This is a genomic window from Anaeropeptidivorans aminofermentans, assembly GCF_940670685.1.
GTDB classification, from domain to species: domain Bacteria; phylum Bacillota; class Clostridia; order Lachnospirales; family UBA5962; genus Anaeropeptidivorans; species Anaeropeptidivorans aminofermentans.
Genome location: NZ_OW711693.1, coordinates 3,323,155 through 3,340,189 on the forward strand (window position 1 = coordinate 3,323,155; position 17,035 = coordinate 3,340,189).

The window sequence follows — 17,035 nt, forward strand, 5'->3', positions numbered from 1 at the left end:
CCCAATACTTATCGTAAATATCTTATTGAACCCCCATGGCCTTTTCACGTTTTTTAGACGCAAATATTTTGGGCTCTTTGGCTTCTTCGTAATGAATATCAAGCTCCATATTCCTTCTCGCGGCAGAAAGCATCAGTTTTATTCTGTTGAGCTGGTTTACTTCGCTTGCGCCGGGGTCGTAGTCTATAGCCACAATATTGGAAAGAGGATATTGACGCTTCAGCTCTTTTATAATGCCCTTTCCTGTTACGTGGTTCGGAAGGCAGGCAAAGGGCTGCATGCAGACGATATTATTTACGCCGGAATGAATAAGCTCAACCATTTCCGCCGTCAAGAACCAGCCTTCTCCCGTTTGGTTGCAAAGGGATACGATAGGTTCTGCCATTTCCCCAAGCCTTTCAACCGGAACCGGAGCTTTAAATCTTCTGGAACTGTCCAGTGCTTCTCTCATGGGCTTTCTAAGCCATTCGATAAGCTTTATCACTACAGCGGAAGTAAGGGTCTTAGATTTACTTGCGCCCAAATATTTTTCCTTATATTTGGCATTATAGAGGCTATACATGACAAAATCAAGTAAATCCGGCATAACGGCTTCGGCCCCTTCGCTTTCTATAAGGTTTACGGCATCGTTATTTGCCGTTGGATGGAATTTTACAAGGATTTCTCCCACAAGGCCTACCTTGGGCTTTTCTATATCAAGGATTGGAAGATTATCGAAATCTTCAACCATTGCCTTGCAGATTCTCTTATACTCTTTAAAGCTTCCTTTTTTAACGGCCCTTTTGCAGATTTGATTCCATTTATAGTAAAGAGCATCGGCGGAGCCTTTGTTCTTCTCATAAGGGCGAACCTTATACAATACCCGCATTAAAATATCGCCGTAAATAACCGCCTGCATGGCTCTTACTAAGAGTGACGGAGTGTATTGCATGCCCGGGTTCTGTTCAAGGCCCGACGCATTCAGGCTTATAACAGGTACATGAGAAAGATTTGCTTTCTCCAAGGCTCTTCTGATGAAGGCAATGTAATTGGTGGCCCTGCAGCCGCCCCCAGTCTGGCTGATTAATACGGAAACATTGTTGATATCATATTTTCCGCTGTTCAAGGCGTTTAAAAGCTGACCTACGACAATCAAAGACGGATAGCAGGCATCATTATTCACGTATTTAAGGCCGGTATCAACGCTTTCTTTATCGATGGCGGGCATCACCTCAAGATTATAGCCGCTGCTTACAAAGGCTTCCCTTAAAAGGTCAAAATGAATCGGTGACATTTGAGGGCAGAGAATGGTATGGTTTTTCTTCATTTCTTTGGTGAATACGATTCTTTCCGCCTTTGGCTTGGCAGGCTTAAGGCCTCTGTTCTGCCTTCTTCTTTCTTCAAGGGCTGCGAATAAGGAACGGATTCTTATTCTTGCGGAGCCTAAATTGGAAACCTCGTCTATTTTTAAAAGGGTATATATTTTTCCTGTTGCGGATAAGATGTCATGAACCTCATCTGTGGTTACGGCATCAAGGCCGCAGCCGAAGGAATTCAGCTGTACAAGCTCAAGGTTTTCTTTATCTCTTACATAGAAAGCCGCCGCATAAAGCCTCGAATGGTAGGCCCATTGGTCGATGACCCGCAAAGGCCTTTCCACATTGCCTAAATGGGCAACGCTGTCCTCTGTTAAAACCGCAACTTTATAGCTTGTAATAAGCTCCGGAATACCGTGGTTGATTTCAGGGTCCACATGATAGGGCCTTCCTGCAAGAACCACGCCTTTCATATTGTTTTCTTCAAGGTATTTTAAAGTTTCTTCGCCTTTTTTGCGAATGTCCTCACGGAAGCATTCCTGCTCGTTCCATGCTTTATGAAAGGCATTTTCTATAAGCTTTGTATCGATAAATGAAAATTCCTCGTTAAGCCTTTTAAAAAGATTTTCCCTGTCTCCGAAATTAAGGAAGGGGTTTGAGAATATAATATGCTTTTCCCGAAGGTCTTCCACGTTATTTTTGATGTTTTCAGGGTAGCTTGTAACAATAGGGCAGTTATAATGATTATTCGCCCCTTCCATTTCCTTCTTTTCATAAGCGATACAAGGGTAGAAAATAAATTTTACGCCCTTTTCTATTAAATCCATAATATGGCCGTGGGCAAGCTTTGCCGGATAGCACACGGATTCACTGGGAATGGATTCAATGCCCTTTTCATATATATTTCTGTCGGATTTACCGGATAATACGACTTTATATCCTAAATTTGTAAAGAACACATGCCAGAAGGGGTAGTTTTCATAGATATTCAAAACCCTCGGGATACCGACGGTTCCTCTTACGGCTTCTTCCTCTTTTAAAGATTCATAGGCAAAAAGCCTGTTATATTTATAGTCGAATAAATTCGGAATCCCTTCTGCCGCCTTGTCGTTTCCAAGGCCCTTTTCACAGCGGTTACCGGAGATGAACCGTCTCCCGCCGGAAAACTTATTGATGGTCAAAAGGCAGTTATTATTGCATCTTCTGCATCTTGCATGGCTTGCTTCAACTTCAAGGTTTTCAAGGCCGTGAAGGTCCAAAAGACCTGTTTCATAGCCTTCTTCATATCTTTCCCTTGCGATTACGGCAGCGCCGAAGGCGCCCATAAGCCCTGCAATATCCGGCCTTATGGCTTCCCTTTCGCTGATAAGCTCAAAGGCTCTTAAAACTGCCTCATTATAGAAGGTTCCCCCTTGAACCACAAGTTTTTTCCCCATTTGCTTGGGGTCTGTGATTTTAATAACCTTATGTAAAGCATTTTTTATAACAGAATAGGCAAGACCTGCGGAAATATCCGAAACCTCCGCCCCTTCCTTCTGAGCCTGCTTTACTCTTGAGTTCATGAAAACCGTACATCTGGAGCCTAAATCGATAGGTTTTTCCCCTACTAAGGCTATTTTTGCAAAATCCTTTGTTTCCATGCCAAGGCCCTTTGCAAAGGTTTCTATAAAGGAGCCGCAGCCGGCGGAGCATGCCTCGTTCAAAATAACATTTTCAATCACGCCGTCTTTTACCTGCATGCATTTCATATCCTGGCCGCCGATATCCAAAATAAAGTCTACCTCAGGCTCGAAAAATGCCGCCGCTTTATAATGGGCAACCGTTTCGATTTCGCCGATATCCACTTTAAAGGCTGCCTGGGCAAGGCCTTCACCATAGCCTGTAGAACAGGAATTTCTGATATGCACCGTATCAGGCATTTTATGATAAAGTTCTTTTAAGGATTTACTGATTACGTTTAAAGGGTTTGCCTCATTAGAAGCATAATAGGAATAAAGAAGCTCCCCGTTTTCTCCTATGAGGGCAACCTTTGTCGTTGTGGAGCCTGCGTCAATGCCTAAGAAGGCATCCCCTGAATAGGCCGCTAAATCGGCTCTTTTAACTGTTGCCTTATCGTGCCTTTTCTTAAATAACGCATATTCTTCCGGGTCTTTAAACAAAGGCTTGAGGCGGCTGATTTCAAAATCCACCTGACGGTTATAATTTAAATTATGGATAAGTTTCGTAAAGCTTATAACCTTTTGGTCTTTAACGCTTAATGCTGCACCCATGGCGGCAAATAAATGAGAATTTTCAGGAATAATAATTTCGTCCTCTTTCAGTTTTAAAACATCTATAAACCGTTCCCGAAGCTGGTCAAGAAAGTGCAAAGGCCCGCCAAGAAAAGCAACCTTTCCCCTGATGGGCTTTCCGCAGGCAAGGCCGCTGATGGTCTGGCTTACGATAGCCTGAAAAATGGATACGGCTAAGTCTTCTTTTCTTGCCCCTTCATTAATCAAAGGCTGAATATCGCTTTTGGCAAAAACACCGCATCTTGCTGCGATAGGGTATATAATTTTATAATCCTTCGCAAGGTCGTTAAGGCCTGTTGCATCTGTCTGCAAAAGGGTCGCCATCTGGTCGATAAAAGAACCTGTTCCGCCGGCGCAGATGCCGTTCATTCTCTGTTCCAGACCGTCTTTAAAATAAATAATTTTGGCGTCTTCTCCGCCGATTTCTATAGCTACGTCAGTCTGCGGCGCCGTCTGGGTAATCACATTTGAAACGGCCACAACCTCCTGAATGAATTCGGCCCCTACCCACTTTGAAAGGCTTAATCCGCCGGAACCCGTAATCATAGCCTGAAACTCAATGTCTCCAAGCTCTTCCATGGCAGACCTTGCCATGTCTGAAAGGGTTCCCGCTATATTGGAAAAATGCCTTTGATATCTGCCGAAAACAATATTTTTCTCCTGGTCTAAAATCGCTATTTTAATGGTGGTGGAACCGATATCTATTCCCATTGAATATTTTTTCATAAAATCACCTGCTTGCAAAAAGAGTTAAAAAGCTCATCGGCATTTTCCTCCGCCAGCTTTTTGATATTGATTTCTTTTTTTATCATTTTAAGAGACATAAGCCCCTCATTTAAAAGCATTATTTTAAACGCCAATGCCTTAGGGTCCCCGTCGTTACCGTAGGGGTTCCCCTCTCTAGCCGTTTCCAAAATAGAAGCCGCAAGAGCGCATGCCTCGTCAAATACCTTTTTACGAAATTCCATCATATAGTCGAATTTCTTGCTGCCCTCCACAATGAGGCTGAATATTTTAGAAAATGAAATGCTGTCGTCTTTGAAAATTTCCTTCAGGTAGTCCTCATAGCCCAGTAAAAGGCTGCATAAAAGCCGAAGCCTCTCTTTCGGCGAAAGCCTTGATGAACGAACCTTTATAAACAAGTTTTCAAAGTATTCCAATATGTATGTTTTAAATATTTCATATATCAGCTCATCTTTACTTGAATAGTAATGGTAGAAGCAGCCCTTTGTAATTCTTGCGCTCCCTACAATATCATTTACGGAAACATCGCCGATACCGCTATCTATAAAAAGCCTGAAAGAATGGGCGGCTATGTTTTCTTTTTTTGTCATATCTCACACTCCAATGGTTCTCATGTTCCTGTTAAAAATTTTTATGCAGTAAAACGAAACCCTATCAGCCAAAACAAAACCGACCGGTTGGTTTATTATAGAATAAAAAAACACCTTTTTCAACACCTTTTACAGCTTTTTAATATTAAACTATAAAATAAACTTCAATATTCTTAGGGCAAAAATGCAGTTTTTAATATATAAAACCATCTTATAATATTAAATATACAAATTTCCTAATAGATTTTCAAGCCTTTATACTATAAATTATCTAAAGAAAATCATTATTATAACTTAAATATTAAAAATTGCCTAATTATATTTAGCAAACCTGAAAATTAAGTTTGTTAATCCTCTTAGGGAAGTAATTTAAAAATAATTTACAAACTTATTCTTATATAATAAATTTACAGTTAAACAGCAGCAAGTCCGCATATCACCTGGATTTAAAAATTTACCGTTCCCGAAGGAAATCCATATTTTTGAGGCTGCAGTGAATAGATTGTTATTACTTCTTTATAGAAATTTACTCTATCATTTTAAATAAGCTGAGTATAAATTATATAGCCGCAGATCTGCGGCCATATAATTGAGGTAAAATTTTTAATGCAATATAATTATTTTTACGTAAACCGGCAATAAATGTCTGTATCGGGTTGATTCGTATGAAGCAATTAAAAATTGTATAATCCCAAGGTTGTAAATTATTTTTAAGCTCGCGTCTCCTTATGATTAATAAACATCTTTTTAAATTTGTTCGCTATATTTTTTGACCTCTCCGTTAAGCTTCTTACTTCGCATAAATAAGACAGGTATGCTCTTTAAAATTATAAATATTCGTAAGTTCCATATTTATGCCTGATTTTCTTAAAAGGACGGAAAGCTCCCCTACTGTTCTCTGCCGTGCCCCTCTGAAATTCACACTGAGCCGAAAGCCGTAAAGCAAGGCCTCGACAGGCTCTTTTCCGTTTTCAAATAAAATATCTTCATAAATAAAGATATTTTCACAGTCCTTTAAAATATCAGCCATATTGTTTAAAATGCAAATACATTTTTCATCATCATAGTCATGAAGGATATTGGATAAGATTACACAGTCGTATTTTCCTTTAGGGCTGTCTTTAAAAAAATCGCATTCTATATAATGAATATTGCGGCTTAACTCTTTTCCTCTTTCACAGGCCTCCGGCAGGTCAAAAACATAAGAAGAAGCCCCTGTAAAGCTCTCCATAACCGCCGAAAGAAGGCCGCCGGAGCTTCCCCCGATATCGGCTATTTTCTTCCCTGTGAAATCAAATATCCTTGAAATATTCCTTCCGTAGCCATAAGATACTTCATAATTACAGCTATGGTATAACAAAAGCTCGGAGGAACTAAGCCCCTGAAAAAAACTTGGGGGATTTAATTCCTGCATTTTTTCATAGAGGATAGCGCTGTCCTCTTCTAATTGACGGCTTTTGTACTCCTGAAGAAACGCTTCACACCTTTCTTTGTCCGAAATGCCGAAGACATCTAAAATCCGAAGGGCCGCCTTCTCCCCTTCAGGGCATTGGGCAGGAATCTTAAAAAAATCCGTCTTCAATGCAGCATAAGCCGCTTCGTATATAAATTTTATCTGATAATCTTCCATAAGCTCATTCCTTTGTAAAATAAGAATATATAGTAATATAATTTTAAGGTAGTAACAAAAAGCTATTTCTCATAAAAGGCTTCATCTATAGAAGCATTTAAATGATGCCTTTCAAAATACACGCTTTTTGTTACCCTGTTTAAGGTATATTACTATAAGATTGATTAATAGGCTGATATGCGCTTCTAGTCATCGTCCAAACCGTAACCTGGCCACTTTAAAAAAGCCGCTTTAAGCGGCTGGTTTCCTATACAATCTTTTGTATTTTTACATCGTCAAATATTTTAAGCATTTCATCATAGGTGGATATGTCGGAGGTATATGCTGTGGCGCTTCCCGCTGCGACACTCATCTGGAAACTTCTTAAATAATCCCCTGATTTAATCAGTTCTCCGATAAAGGCCCCTACCATTGCATCTCCTACGCCGTTTGTATTTACTACTCTGCCGGGAGGAAATTCAGCTTTGTAAATGCCTTCTTTCGTAAAATATATAGGTCCTTCCCTGCCGTCAAGGGATACAATTACATTTTGAGCACCAAGCTCCACCGCCTTTTTGCCGTAATTCATAACGGCGTCCATGGTTACTATGGTAGTGTCAAACATAATGCCTAGTTCTTTAAGGCTGGGCTTTATGAAAAAGGGCTTTGCACTTATCATTTCCCTTAAAGTGTCCCCGTCGGAATCAACCACAAGGCGAACGTTCTTTGCCTGGGCCGCATCTCCTAAGATTTTATAAAGGCCCATAAGCTCGGGACTGTGAACTGAGCCTGAAAGAAAAAGATAATCCACCTCTGTAATCATATCAAGCTTCCGAAACATTGCTTCAATATCTTTTCTGCTTATTTCCGGGCCTCTTGCGTTTATGACGGTGTCATAGCCTTCGCTTAGGATTTTTATATTTATTCTTGTTTCCCCTTCTATTTCAACAAAGCTCCACCGTATGCCTGCTTTATCCAGAATGCTTCTTACAAACTGCCCCATAAAGCCGCCTACAAACCCCATGGCTATACATTCAACGCCCATGTAATTTAGTATCCTGCATACATTAATTCCTCTTCCCCCTGCAAACATGGTCTCAGAGCTTACCCTGTTATAATAGCCCTTCTGAAGATCCGGAACGTTCAATATATAATCTATAGAGGGGTTTACAGTTAAGGTATATACCATAGAATCACCGCCTTATATCATATTATTTATAGCAACTTACAGCAATTTGTAAAAATAACCGACTTATTTGATATCGTAAATTTAAAACAGAACAGGAACAAAACCCTATATCCATGAGTGCAAAACATGCTGTTTTTGAAGGAAGGCCGTGATTTTGCGTCTGTATCCTGTTCCTTTTTTATAAGAAATTTACTATATTGGCATTATTTAAGCAAATTGCTGTAAATCTTTATAATAAATATTTCTCATGCTTTTAAGATAGTCCATTATATTTTCATCCCAGCTTTTATTATAGCAATATCCAAGGGCTTCTCCAACATGGAGAGCAGATATTCTGAATAAATCGCAGGCTGTAAAAATCGCTTCCCATAAATTATCGTAATTTCCGCCGGAATATGTCTTTTTATACAGTTCATATAAGTAGGGCGGAAGATATTTTTTATACTGTTTTCCCCACATTCCGACATTTACAGAAGAACCCGTGTCGACACTAATATACCAATCCATCATCTTATGGAGTTCTCCCAAAACCACCTCATAATACATTCTCATGGCATAAGGCAACTGGTCTCTTACGATGCCCTTTGCAACATTATTAAGACACCAGAAGAAATTATTGCAGCAGCCGTTATAGGAAGCCTCTTCAGGCCTTTTCACAAGATAATCTTTTTCGCTTGATTTTGGAATATGAGGTAAAATTCCGTCCTTATCCATTAAAGGAACAGTAAGGCTGTCTGAGCCGTAGGACTCACGCATATGGTCTATGGTTTCAATATGAAGGTCGATTCTTGTACTGTCTTTAAAAAGAATCAGAAAGCCATAATAAGAAAAATCCCATAAAATATTTTCAGGATTTAAGGAATTTATATCCGGCTCCTGAACCATAGCAATCTCTCCAAATACAGAAAGCCAGCTGCTGTCTTTAATGAAGCTTTCTATTGCCGTAACTACATACACAATATCATAATCCTGAAACAAATCCTTTTCTATATTAGGATTTGCCCGTGAGCCGTTCATGTATACGGCGCGGATCAAATTGTTTTCTTCCGCGGTTTTAAGTATTATATGAAACATTTCTTCTTCTGATCTCATTTATAACCTCCCTAAGGATAAAACAATCAAATAACTTATCCGGTAATTTCCATAAAACTCAATATAAGCAAAACTTATAATTCAGGATTTATGCTATAAGAATCAGGCAGGAGAATGGTTTTTAAATAAGTGATTATAATGAAATACTTCTGTTTTTTATTGAAAAATAAGATTTAACTGTCGTACATTTAATATTAATTCCTTAAACTTATAAAGTCAACCTTGTGAATTCTGCCTTTTAGTAAAATTTATTTTTATTTGCTTTAAATTTCGATAAAAATTTTGTATAATGTATACAGCTAATAAATTTTAGGGGAGATGATGCTTATGGGTATTGGTTTCATAGGCGCAGGCAACATGGCCGGAGCAATTATAAAGGGCCTTCGCCGTTCAGGCTTTAAAGACGATATTTTCTTGACAGATGTTCAGCCTGATAAAGCAAAAATCATAGCTGACGAAGCAAATGCCGTCCTTTGCCAAAGCAATGAAGAAATTATTGAAAAGGCGGAATATGTCCTTCTTGCCGTAAAGCCGGATATGTATAAAAAGGTTTTAGAAAGCCTTTCCGAAAAGCTTTCCCAAAAGAAACCTGTAATTATTTCCATTGCCGCAGGTACTTGTCTTGATGCGGTTACAGAATATGCAGGTGTTGAAACCCTTCCCGTAATCAGAGTAATGCCCAATGTAAATGCCTTGGTTCTCGAAGCTGTTAGCGCCCTTTGTAAAAACAGCCATGCTACGGAAGAAAACCTTAATTACGTAAAATCTGTTTTTGATGCCATAGGAACGACTGTGCTTCTTGATGAAAAATATTTTACGGCCTATACGGGAATCGCCGGCTGTTCCCCTGCCTTTGCCTTTCTTTTTATAGATTCTCTGGCAAATGCTGCGGTTAAACACGGTATTCCTAAGGAAACTGCCGTTAAAATTGCCTCTCAGGCCCTTCTCGGAAGCGCTAAAAATCTTCTTCATTCCGGCGAGGTTCCCTGGGCCATGATAGAAAAGGTATGCTCTCCCGGGGGAACTACCATAGAAGGTGTTCTTGCCCTTGAGGAATACGGCTTTAACACAGCCGTTGTAAAGGCTGTTGACGCAACCATAGCAAAAGATAATCACTTAAAGGAAATTCTCTCCAAGTAATTGGCGGTACCTTTATATACCAGGTATAGTTTTCAATTATAGGTATTGTTTTAAATCTATATTAAGTCTATAATGTAAATGTTAAAATTATAACTTTTTTAACTTATACTGACATATTTTGAGAGGCCTTGATTAAAGGGCTTTTCCCCGTTTTACGAGAATTATTTACAATTTTAATTCTTGGTTAAGATTTAATCACTGTCAATCTTTGTTGAAAAATATGCATTTATGTAATTTATGCGATGTAAGGCTAACCCTTAGGGCCATGCCACTTCATATATAAAGCTAAATTAAGAACATATTACTTAATCAGGCTTACGCATCATAATCAGGTAAATCAGAAGCGCTGTTTTTCATATTCTTTATAGGTATTTTTGAACATCGTGCTTTAAATATTTATTTGATTATAGCCAAAAGCCCCGCTGCTTAATCGATTAAGGACAGGCCGGGGGAATTTTCCCTGTCTTTATCAATTTAAGATAAGCGTAAATTCACAATTATTAAAAGGAGTGTAACTATGTTTAAAGTAGTAAGAAAAAAAGAACTTAACACCTCCGTTACTTTAATGGAGATTGAGGCCCCTTTTATCGCCAGGAAAGCCAAGGCCGGCCAGTTCATCATTTTCCGCGTGGATGAAGACGGCGAGCGTGTTCCCCTCACCATAGCCGACACCAATACGGAAACCGGCACGGTTACGATTATATTTCAGCAGGTTGGAAGATCAACCATGCTCTTAGCCCAGCTTAACGAAGGAGATTATCTTCTTGACTTTGTTGGCCCCTTAGGTCTTCCTACTCATGTTGAAGACAATGTTAAAAAAGTATGCATCATCGGCGGCGGCGTTGGCTGCGCTATTGCTTATCCCCAGGCTAAGCACTTTTTCAAAGAAGGTCTTCACGTAGATATGATCGCGGGCTTCCGCTCAAAGGACATCGTTTTTCTTGAAGAAGAAATGAAGGCTGTTGCAACGAATCTTTATATTACTACAGACGACGGCACCTACGGAGAAAAAGGCTTTGTTACAGATAAGCTTAAATCCCTTATAGACGCCGGAAACAATTATGATCTCGTTATCGCCATAGGACCTATTCCTATGATGAAATTCGTTTCAAAGACTACAGAGCCTTACGGCATTAAGACCCTTGTTTCCTTGAACCCGATTATGATAGACGGAACAGGTATGTGCGGCGGCTGCCGTGTTTCCGTAGGCGGAGAAATAAAATTTGCCTGCGTTGACGGCCCCGACTTTGACGGACATAAGGTAGATTTTGATGAGCTTATGAGAAGAAACACCTTCTACCGCGGAGAAGAAACACATAGCAGAGAAAATTGCAGACTTTTCAATCAGGGAGGTAAGGAAAATGCCTAATATGGCCCCAAATAAAACCGCTATGCCGGAACAGGACCCGAATGTAAGAAATAAGAACTTTTTAGAAGTAGCAACAGGCTACACAGAAGAAATGGCAAAAGAAGAAGCCGAAAGATGTTTGAACTGCAAGCATAAGCCCTGCGTTTCCGGCTGCCCCGTTAACGTAAGAATACCTGAATTCATTATGCAGGTAAAAGACGGCAACTTTGAAGAAGCTTATAAAATAATAACTTCTACAAACACTTTGCCTGCTGTATGCGGAAGAGTTTGCCCTCAGGAGAGCCAGTGCGAAAGCAAATGCGTAAGAGGCATTAAAAACGAGCCTGTAGGCATCGGAAGACTTGAGCGCTTCGTAGCTGACTGGTATATGAAAAATGTAGAAGCAAAGGCTGAAAAAGTTTCTTCAAACGGCCATAAGGTGGCTGTAATCGGCGCAGGTCCTTCCGGCCTTACCTGTGCAAGCGACCTTGCAAAATTAGGCTATGAAGTTACTATTTTCGAAGCCTTCCATACAGCCGGCGGCGTTCTTGTTTACGGTATTCCCGAATTCAGATTGCCAAAGGCAATTGTTAAAAAAGAAGTTGAAAACCTTGAAGCCATGGGCGTTAAGATTATGACAAATATGGTTATCGGAAAGGTTTTATCCATAGACGAGCTTTTTGAAGACGGTTTTGAAGCCGTATTCGTAGGCTCAGGCGCAGGGCTTCCGGCATTTATGGGAATCCCCGGCGAAGGTCTTGTAGGCGTATATTCCGCCAATGAGTTCCTTACACGTATTAACCTTATGAAAGCTTACAAAGACGACAGCGACACCCCTATTAAAAAGAGCAAGCGCATTGCAGTAGTAGGCGGCGGAAACGTTGCCATGGACGCTGCAAGATGTGCTAAGAGAATCGGTGCAGAGGAAGTTTATATTGTATATAGACGCGGTTTAGAAGAAATGCCTGCAAGACTTGAAGAAGTTCACCATGCACAGGAAGAAGGCATTATTTTCAAAAACCTTACAAACCCTGTAAAAATAGTAGGCGATGAAAACGGCTTCGTATGCGGTATGGAATGCATCGAAATGGAGCTTGGAGAGCCTGATGCTTCCGGCAGAAGAAGACCTGTTGCAAAAGACAATTCCAACTTCATTCTTGATGTAGATGCAGTTGTTATGGCTATCGGAACTTCTCCGAACCCGCTTATCAGAACCACAACAGACGGCCTTGAAGCCAACAAATGGGGCTGCCTTGTGGCAAACGACAAAATGGCTACAACCCGCGAAGGCGTATTTGCCGGCGGAGACGCCGTTTCCGGCGCAGCTACCGTTATCAATGCCATGGGCGCAGGTAAAACTGCCGCTGCTTCCATTGATGAGTATATCAAAAACAAAAATAAGTAATAAAACCTTTCGTCTATTAAGACAGTTATATAAAAAGCTGAGGATAAAATCCTCAGCTTTTTGAATTATTAAAAAATGTTTATTAAGGAATATTGCAAAAAGTCATCCATTGATTATCCGCATCAAGCTTCGCATTCATACCGATAGGCAGTATTGCGTGCTTTGCGCCATGGCCGAAATCATCTGTGTAAACAACAGGAATACGGTATTTAGCACCAAAGCGCGCTAGGCAGCGCAATAAATCCTCCGGAGCATTAAGGGCATAATGTCCGAAAATTAGTCCGGAAACGTTTTTCATGAATCTGCTTTGGCCGATAAAAGCAAGGTATGAGCTTACTTCTCCTACGCCGCTGAATTTTTCATGATCTTCTAAGAACAAAAGGTATTTTTTATCAGCATTATACTGAAAATTTTCATTGGCAAGCATTAGGCCGAAGAGCGCAGTGTATCCGCCTATAAGCGTACCCTCGCAAACACCGCCGTGCAAGGTTTTCCAATTGCTGTTGCTTATAAATCGGTCTGCCTGAAACCCTTCCACAAAATGAGAACAAAACTGCATGTAATCATAATGCCGCAGGTCTGAAAACTCCCCTGCTCCCATGCCATAGTAAGTAATCAGACCTGTTTGAGCATAAATTGCATTGAGTATAGAAGTGCCATCACTGTAGCTGCTGAATATTTTCGGGTGACGCCGGATATTATCATAATCAATCAGCGGCAGAATCTCCGCTGCACTTGCACCACCGTTAAATAAAACCATTTGTACACTGCCATCTGCCACAAGGGAATTTAAATCGGCGGCTCGTTCCTCCGCACTAGCGGCATAGCCGTAAGTATCCTTTTGAAAGTTATCACCGAGTTTTATTCTAAATCCAAGGCGTTCTATTGCGGCAAAGGCAGGAATATAGCGCCCCATATCAGCCACATGACTTGGACAAAATATCCCGATTGTTCCGTTAATATTCAGTCTCTTTGCTTGCATATATAAAACCTCCTCCAAGCATTTCACTGTATCAAAAAATAGCTTTTGACTTTATCTATGATAATAGCATGGTCTTCTATAGTAATATAGCTTTAAGGCAGTAACAAAAAACTATTTTTCATAAACGGCTTTATCTATAGAAGCGCTTAAATGAAGCCATTCAAAATATACGCTTTTTGTTACCCTATTTAAGGTATATCACTATATCCTGTGTCTAGGATGAACTCATAGGACGTTTCGCATTTGCCGTATAAAAATAAAATAAGAGCTGAAAAACTGATTTTCCTAAAATGCAGCTTCTGCCGTCCCTTTGAAAGGGACGGTAAAATATAAATTTATTTCAGAAACCTTAACCGGATATCCTCTGTCTTTATACCTTTTATATTAAATAAATACCGATACCGCCTTTCAAGGCGGTATCGGTATTTATTTTCTTTTTTATTATAAAAATAAGATATTATCATACGAATCCTATCGCCTTAAAATTATTACTATATATCTTAAAAGCCAACTGCCTCCAGAGACACAATGGAAAACAGCTTAATCCGTTTTGAGAAATCGATACTTTTTAACAGTAATTTTTAGTAAGCTGTCCAGCCGGAGTCTGCTACGATTTCCGCTCCGTTAATGAAGCTTGAATCGTCTGATGCAAGGAAAAGCGCTATGGAAGCAATTTCATCAGGGGTCCCCATACGGGCCATATTGGCGCCGCCTGCCTGGGCCATTTTAATACCTAAGGGGCTTGGGTTTGTTATGCCTACGCCGATTTCCGATGCAACGCCGCCGGGGCATATTACATTGCAGCGTATGCCCTGAGACGCATACATATAGCCTATATTTTTCGTCATGCCTACAAGGCCGAATTTAGAAGCCGTATAAGAGGCACCGGCACGGCCGCCGTTTAAACCGCCGATGGAAGCTACGTTAATGATATTGCCGTGGCCTTGGGAAAGCATCACGTTAACTGCCTTTCTGCATGAATAGAAAGGACCGCTTAAATTAACATCTATGATTTTATGCCATAATTCGTCGGTAACTTCTGCCACAGGCATCATTTCATCCATAATGCCTGCGTTGTTTACCAAAATATCAATACGACCAAACTCTTTAATTGCTGTGTCAATCATCAGTTCATTGTCTTCTTTTTTAGACACATCACAGCGGAAAGGAATAATCTTGCCTTCATAGCCCTCTGCTTCTTTGGCTAATTCCTCAAGGCGTTCAGCTCTTCTTGCGGCGGCAATTACCTGTGCCCCTTCTTTTGCAAAAAGAAGGGCGATCGAACGGCCCATACCGGAGCTTGCCCCTGTTACAACAGCAACTTTACCTTTCAATTTCATAATCTAAGCCTCCCTTATCTTTATTGTTAAAATCAGGTCAATCCTAATTATAAAAATAATATAGCTGATTAACCTAAAATATAGTAATATAATCTGAATTTACAAGAATCTATACATAATAAAGGAATATGCCAAGAGGCTTCGTTAAGACCGTATCTTTGGGATAACCTTTACCATATAATTGTAAATGTTTGTGATTAATATGTCAATTTATTAAAGGTTAAAATATTTAACTATGATGATTTTTATATATAATACCTATAGGCTATAAGTATTTGCTTTATATTGGGAGGCACTGTTTTTCGCTTTTGAAATTTTATTTGCCTATATTAAATTTAATAAGTATTTGTTGCTTTCTTATAAAAAATTTACTATAAATGCGCTAAATGTCTTATAATCTTTTACAGAAAGCAATATATGCTTTCATGCCCTTAACTACAGGGGGAGATAAATTTTCGGGAATATCATCTATGGGAAAAAACTTAAGCTCTAGCACCTCGTCCAACTGGGGTATCAGCTCCCCTGCATAATCTTTGCAGATATAAAGGATTTCTATATTTGAAACCTCGTCGCCGTTGGGATATATATAATGCAATTCAGGGCCTGAAAATACGCCGAATAAATCAAGTTTATTTGCCCTTAGTCCTGTTTCTTCAAATAATTCCCTTTGGGCGGCTTCTTCTACTATTTCGTCAATCTCCACAGCGCCGCCTGCATAGGCCCAGCAATTATTATCTTTTCTTAATTGCAATAATATTTCGTTTTTTTCATTTACTGCAATGACACTCGCTCCGCATTGGAGAATAGGTCTTTTGCCTACAAGCTTTCTCATTGATTTTATATATTCCTTCAAAAAATTCCCTCCTTACCTTTTTGATTTAGTTATATAACTTTCTGTTTTATACTCAAATTCATACCAAATAACCCTATTGTCAAATGGAACAGGAAAAAACCTGACTGGATTAAAATATCGTTTACATCATTTGATTCTATAGTATTTTGCGGAGCAAAAATCTTATTCTTTTTCTCTTATTTTATATCCTCCAAAACCACATATTGGCAGCAGTATAAAAAACAAATAGATGATATATCCCTTCTTTTTAAATTCTATCTCTGTTATAATTAATAGGGAATGCTTCTACCTTATCTATTGTTTTTTATCATAAACAGATAATATTACAAAGAGCAAAGGATTATTTTAAAAAAGTATTAAACTTACCGTAATTTTCTTCGTATAATTACTTAGAAAGAAAGGATACGTATTATAGATTCTCTTTCAATTTTAGCGAATTAATGCTTTATACTATATAAAAAGGAGGTACAGCATGCTAACCTTTTTTAAAATATGTTTTGGTGTAGGCTTAGGATATGCAGTTTTGGGCTTTATCCTCGGCCACATATTCAGTGCCTTTGATATCGGCGGAGACAGCGGAGACATTGATTTGGATTTCGGCGGAGATTTAGGTGGCGACTTAGGCGGTGACCTTGGCGGCGATTTCGGGGGAGACTTGGGCGGTGACCTTAGCGGCGATTTAAGCATTCACGGCGACGGCCATTTCGATACCGGCACCCATAATATTTCACCTCTAAAGCCTGCGTGCATTGCCGCGTTTATAACCGTTTTAGGCGGTTCAGGCATGCTTTTTTATCCGAATTTCGGCCCTCTTTTATCTCTTATGGCAGGGTCAACCTTAGGCCTTTTCACTGCATTTTTAATGTTCAGATTAATCATTGTTCCTCTCAATAAAGCCCAGAATACCAGCGCTGTTGAAATTCAAAGCCTTATCGGCCATGACGCTGTCGTTACGGAAAAAATACCCCAGGGGGGATTTGGAAAAATTACCTACAGGATTAACGGAAATATTTATTCTGCTCCGTCAAAAAGTGAGGACGGCAATGAAATATCCAGAAATACTTATGTTGAAATTGCGCATATTGAAAAAAACACTTATTTCGTAGCACCAAAGGCATCAAGAAACTAATTAACTTTAAGGATTTTTGAAGGATAGG

General features: G+C 39.6%; 12 protein-coding genes. 4 read left to right on the plus strand and 8 right to left on the minus strand.

Annotation, left to right across the window (positions count from 1 at the left end):
* Positions 1 to 22: 22 nt before the first annotated feature.
* From NBX03_RS14115 to NBX03_RS14135, 5 genes are all read right to left on the minus strand, one after another.
* Positions 23 to 4,312: a 2-hydroxyacyl-CoA dehydratase gene (locus NBX03_RS14115; RefSeq protein ID WP_250228415.1), complete on the minus strand. Its 4,290-nt coding sequence runs from the start codon at positions 4,310 to 4,312 to the stop codon at positions 23 to 25.
* The gene (locus NBX03_RS14120; RefSeq protein ID WP_250228416.1) at positions 4,309 to 4,920 is read right to left on the minus strand and encodes a TetR/AcrR family transcriptional regulator; all 612 of its coding nucleotides are present in this window, start codon (positions 4,918 to 4,920) and stop codon (positions 4,309 to 4,311) included. Before NBX03_RS14120 ends, NBX03_RS14115 begins: the two co-directional genes overlap by 4 nt.
* A gap of 790 nt (positions 4,921 to 5,710) precedes the next feature.
* Positions 5,711 to 6,550 (minus strand): methyltransferase, encoded by an 840-nt coding sequence (locus tag NBX03_RS14125; protein ID WP_250228417.1) that lies wholly within the window; start codon positions 6,548 to 6,550, stop codon positions 5,711 to 5,713.
* A 247-nt stretch (positions 6,551 to 6,797) separates the two neighbouring features.
* The gene (locus NBX03_RS14130; protein WP_250228418.1) at positions 6,798 to 7,718 is read right to left on the minus strand and encodes a 1-phosphofructokinase family hexose kinase; all 921 of its coding nucleotides are present in this window, start codon (positions 7,716 to 7,718) and stop codon (positions 6,798 to 6,800) included.
* Between the two features lie 207 nt (positions 7,719 to 7,925).
* Entirely contained in the window at positions 7,926 to 8,810 is an 885-nt protein-coding gene (locus tag NBX03_RS14135) for an aminoglycoside 6-adenylyltransferase (RefSeq protein ID WP_250228419.1), read from the minus strand.
* 327 nt (positions 8,811 to 9,137) lie between these two features.
* On the opposite strand from NBX03_RS14135, the gene proC reads away from it, so the two are divergent.
* From proC to gltA, 3 genes are all read left to right on the plus strand, one after another.
* Positions 9,138 to 9,950, plus strand: coding sequence for a pyrroline-5-carboxylate reductase (gene proC / locus NBX03_RS14140; RefSeq protein ID WP_250228420.1), 813 nt, complete (start codon positions 9,138 to 9,140; stop codon positions 9,948 to 9,950).
* Positions 9,951 to 10,467: 517 nt separating this feature from the next.
* Positions 10,468 to 11,319 (plus strand): sulfide/dihydroorotate dehydrogenase-like FAD/NAD-binding protein, encoded by an 852-nt coding sequence (locus NBX03_RS14145; protein WP_250228421.1) that lies wholly within the window; start codon positions 10,468 to 10,470, stop codon positions 11,317 to 11,319.
* Entirely contained in the window at positions 11,312 to 12,703 is a 1,392-nt protein-coding gene (gene gltA / locus NBX03_RS14150; protein WP_250228422.1) for an NADPH-dependent glutamate synthase, read from the plus strand. The genes NBX03_RS14145 and gltA overlap by 8 nt, the downstream gene beginning before the upstream one ends.
* Positions 12,704 to 12,785: 82 nt before the next feature.
* Here gltA and NBX03_RS14155 read toward each other — a convergent pair whose 3' ends face one another.
* The 3 genes from NBX03_RS14155 to NBX03_RS14165 all read right to left on the minus strand — a co-directional run bounded on the left by NBX03_RS14155 (position 12,786) and on the right by NBX03_RS14165 (position 15,878).
* Positions 12,786 to 13,685, minus strand: coding sequence for a S66 peptidase family protein (locus tag NBX03_RS14155; RefSeq protein WP_250228423.1), 900 nt, complete (start codon positions 13,683 to 13,685; stop codon positions 12,786 to 12,788).
* Between the two features lie 581 nt (positions 13,686 to 14,266).
* Positions 14,267 to 15,025: a glucose 1-dehydrogenase gene (locus NBX03_RS14160; RefSeq protein WP_250228424.1), complete on the minus strand. Its 759-nt coding sequence runs from the start codon at positions 15,023 to 15,025 to the stop codon at positions 14,267 to 14,269.
* Positions 15,026 to 15,416: 391 nt separating this feature from the next.
* A complete protein-coding gene (locus NBX03_RS14165) occupies positions 15,417 to 15,878 on the minus strand; it encodes an NUDIX hydrolase (protein WP_250228425.1) in 462 nt (153 codons plus the stop codon).
* 472 nt (positions 15,879 to 16,350) lie between these two features.
* Here NBX03_RS14165 and NBX03_RS14170 point away from each other — a divergent pair, with 472 nt between their 5' ends.
* Entirely contained in the window at positions 16,351 to 17,007 is a 657-nt protein-coding gene (locus NBX03_RS14170) for an NfeD family protein (protein WP_250228426.1), read from the plus strand.
* Positions 17,008 to 17,035: the final 28 nt, after the last annotated feature.

Bases quoted from the DNA above. Each gene is read 5' to 3' on its own strand.
- NBX03_RS14155 (WP_250228423.1), bottom strand. From the start codon at position 13,685: ATGCAAGCAAAGAGACTGAATATTAACGGAACAATCGGGATATTTTGT.
- NBX03_RS14160 (WP_250228424.1), bottom strand. From the start codon at position 15,025: ATGAAATTGAAAGGTAAAGTTGCTGTTGTAACAGGGGCAAGCTCCGGT.
- NBX03_RS14120 (WP_250228416.1), bottom strand. From the start codon at position 4,920: ATGACAAAAAAAGAAAACATAGCCGCCCATTCTTTCAGGCTTTTTATA.
- gltA (WP_250228422.1), top strand. From the start codon at position 11,312: ATGCCTAATATGGCCCCAAATAAAACCGCTATGCCGGAACAGGACCCG.
- NBX03_RS14135 (WP_250228419.1), bottom strand. From the start codon at position 8,810: ATGAGATCAGAAGAAGAAATGTTTCATATAATACTTAAAACCGCGGAA.
- NBX03_RS14115 (WP_250228415.1), bottom strand. From the start codon at position 4,312: ATGAAAAAATATTCAATGGGAATAGATATCGGTTCCACCACCATTAAA.
- NBX03_RS14130 (WP_250228418.1), bottom strand. From the start codon at position 7,718: ATGGTATATACCTTAACTGTAAACCCCTCTATAGATTATATATTGAAC.
- NBX03_RS14125 (WP_250228417.1), bottom strand. From the start codon at position 6,550: ATGGAAGATTATCAGATAAAATTTATATACGAAGCGGCTTATGCTGCA.
- NBX03_RS14145 (WP_250228421.1), top strand. From the start codon at position 10,468: ATGTTTAAAGTAGTAAGAAAAAAAGAACTTAACACCTCCGTTACTTTA.
- proC (WP_250228420.1), top strand. From the start codon at position 9,138: ATGGGTATTGGTTTCATAGGCGCAGGCAACATGGCCGGAGCAATTATA.
- NBX03_RS14170 (WP_250228426.1), top strand. From the start codon at position 16,351: ATGCTAACCTTTTTTAAAATATGTTTTGGTGTAGGCTTAGGATATGCA.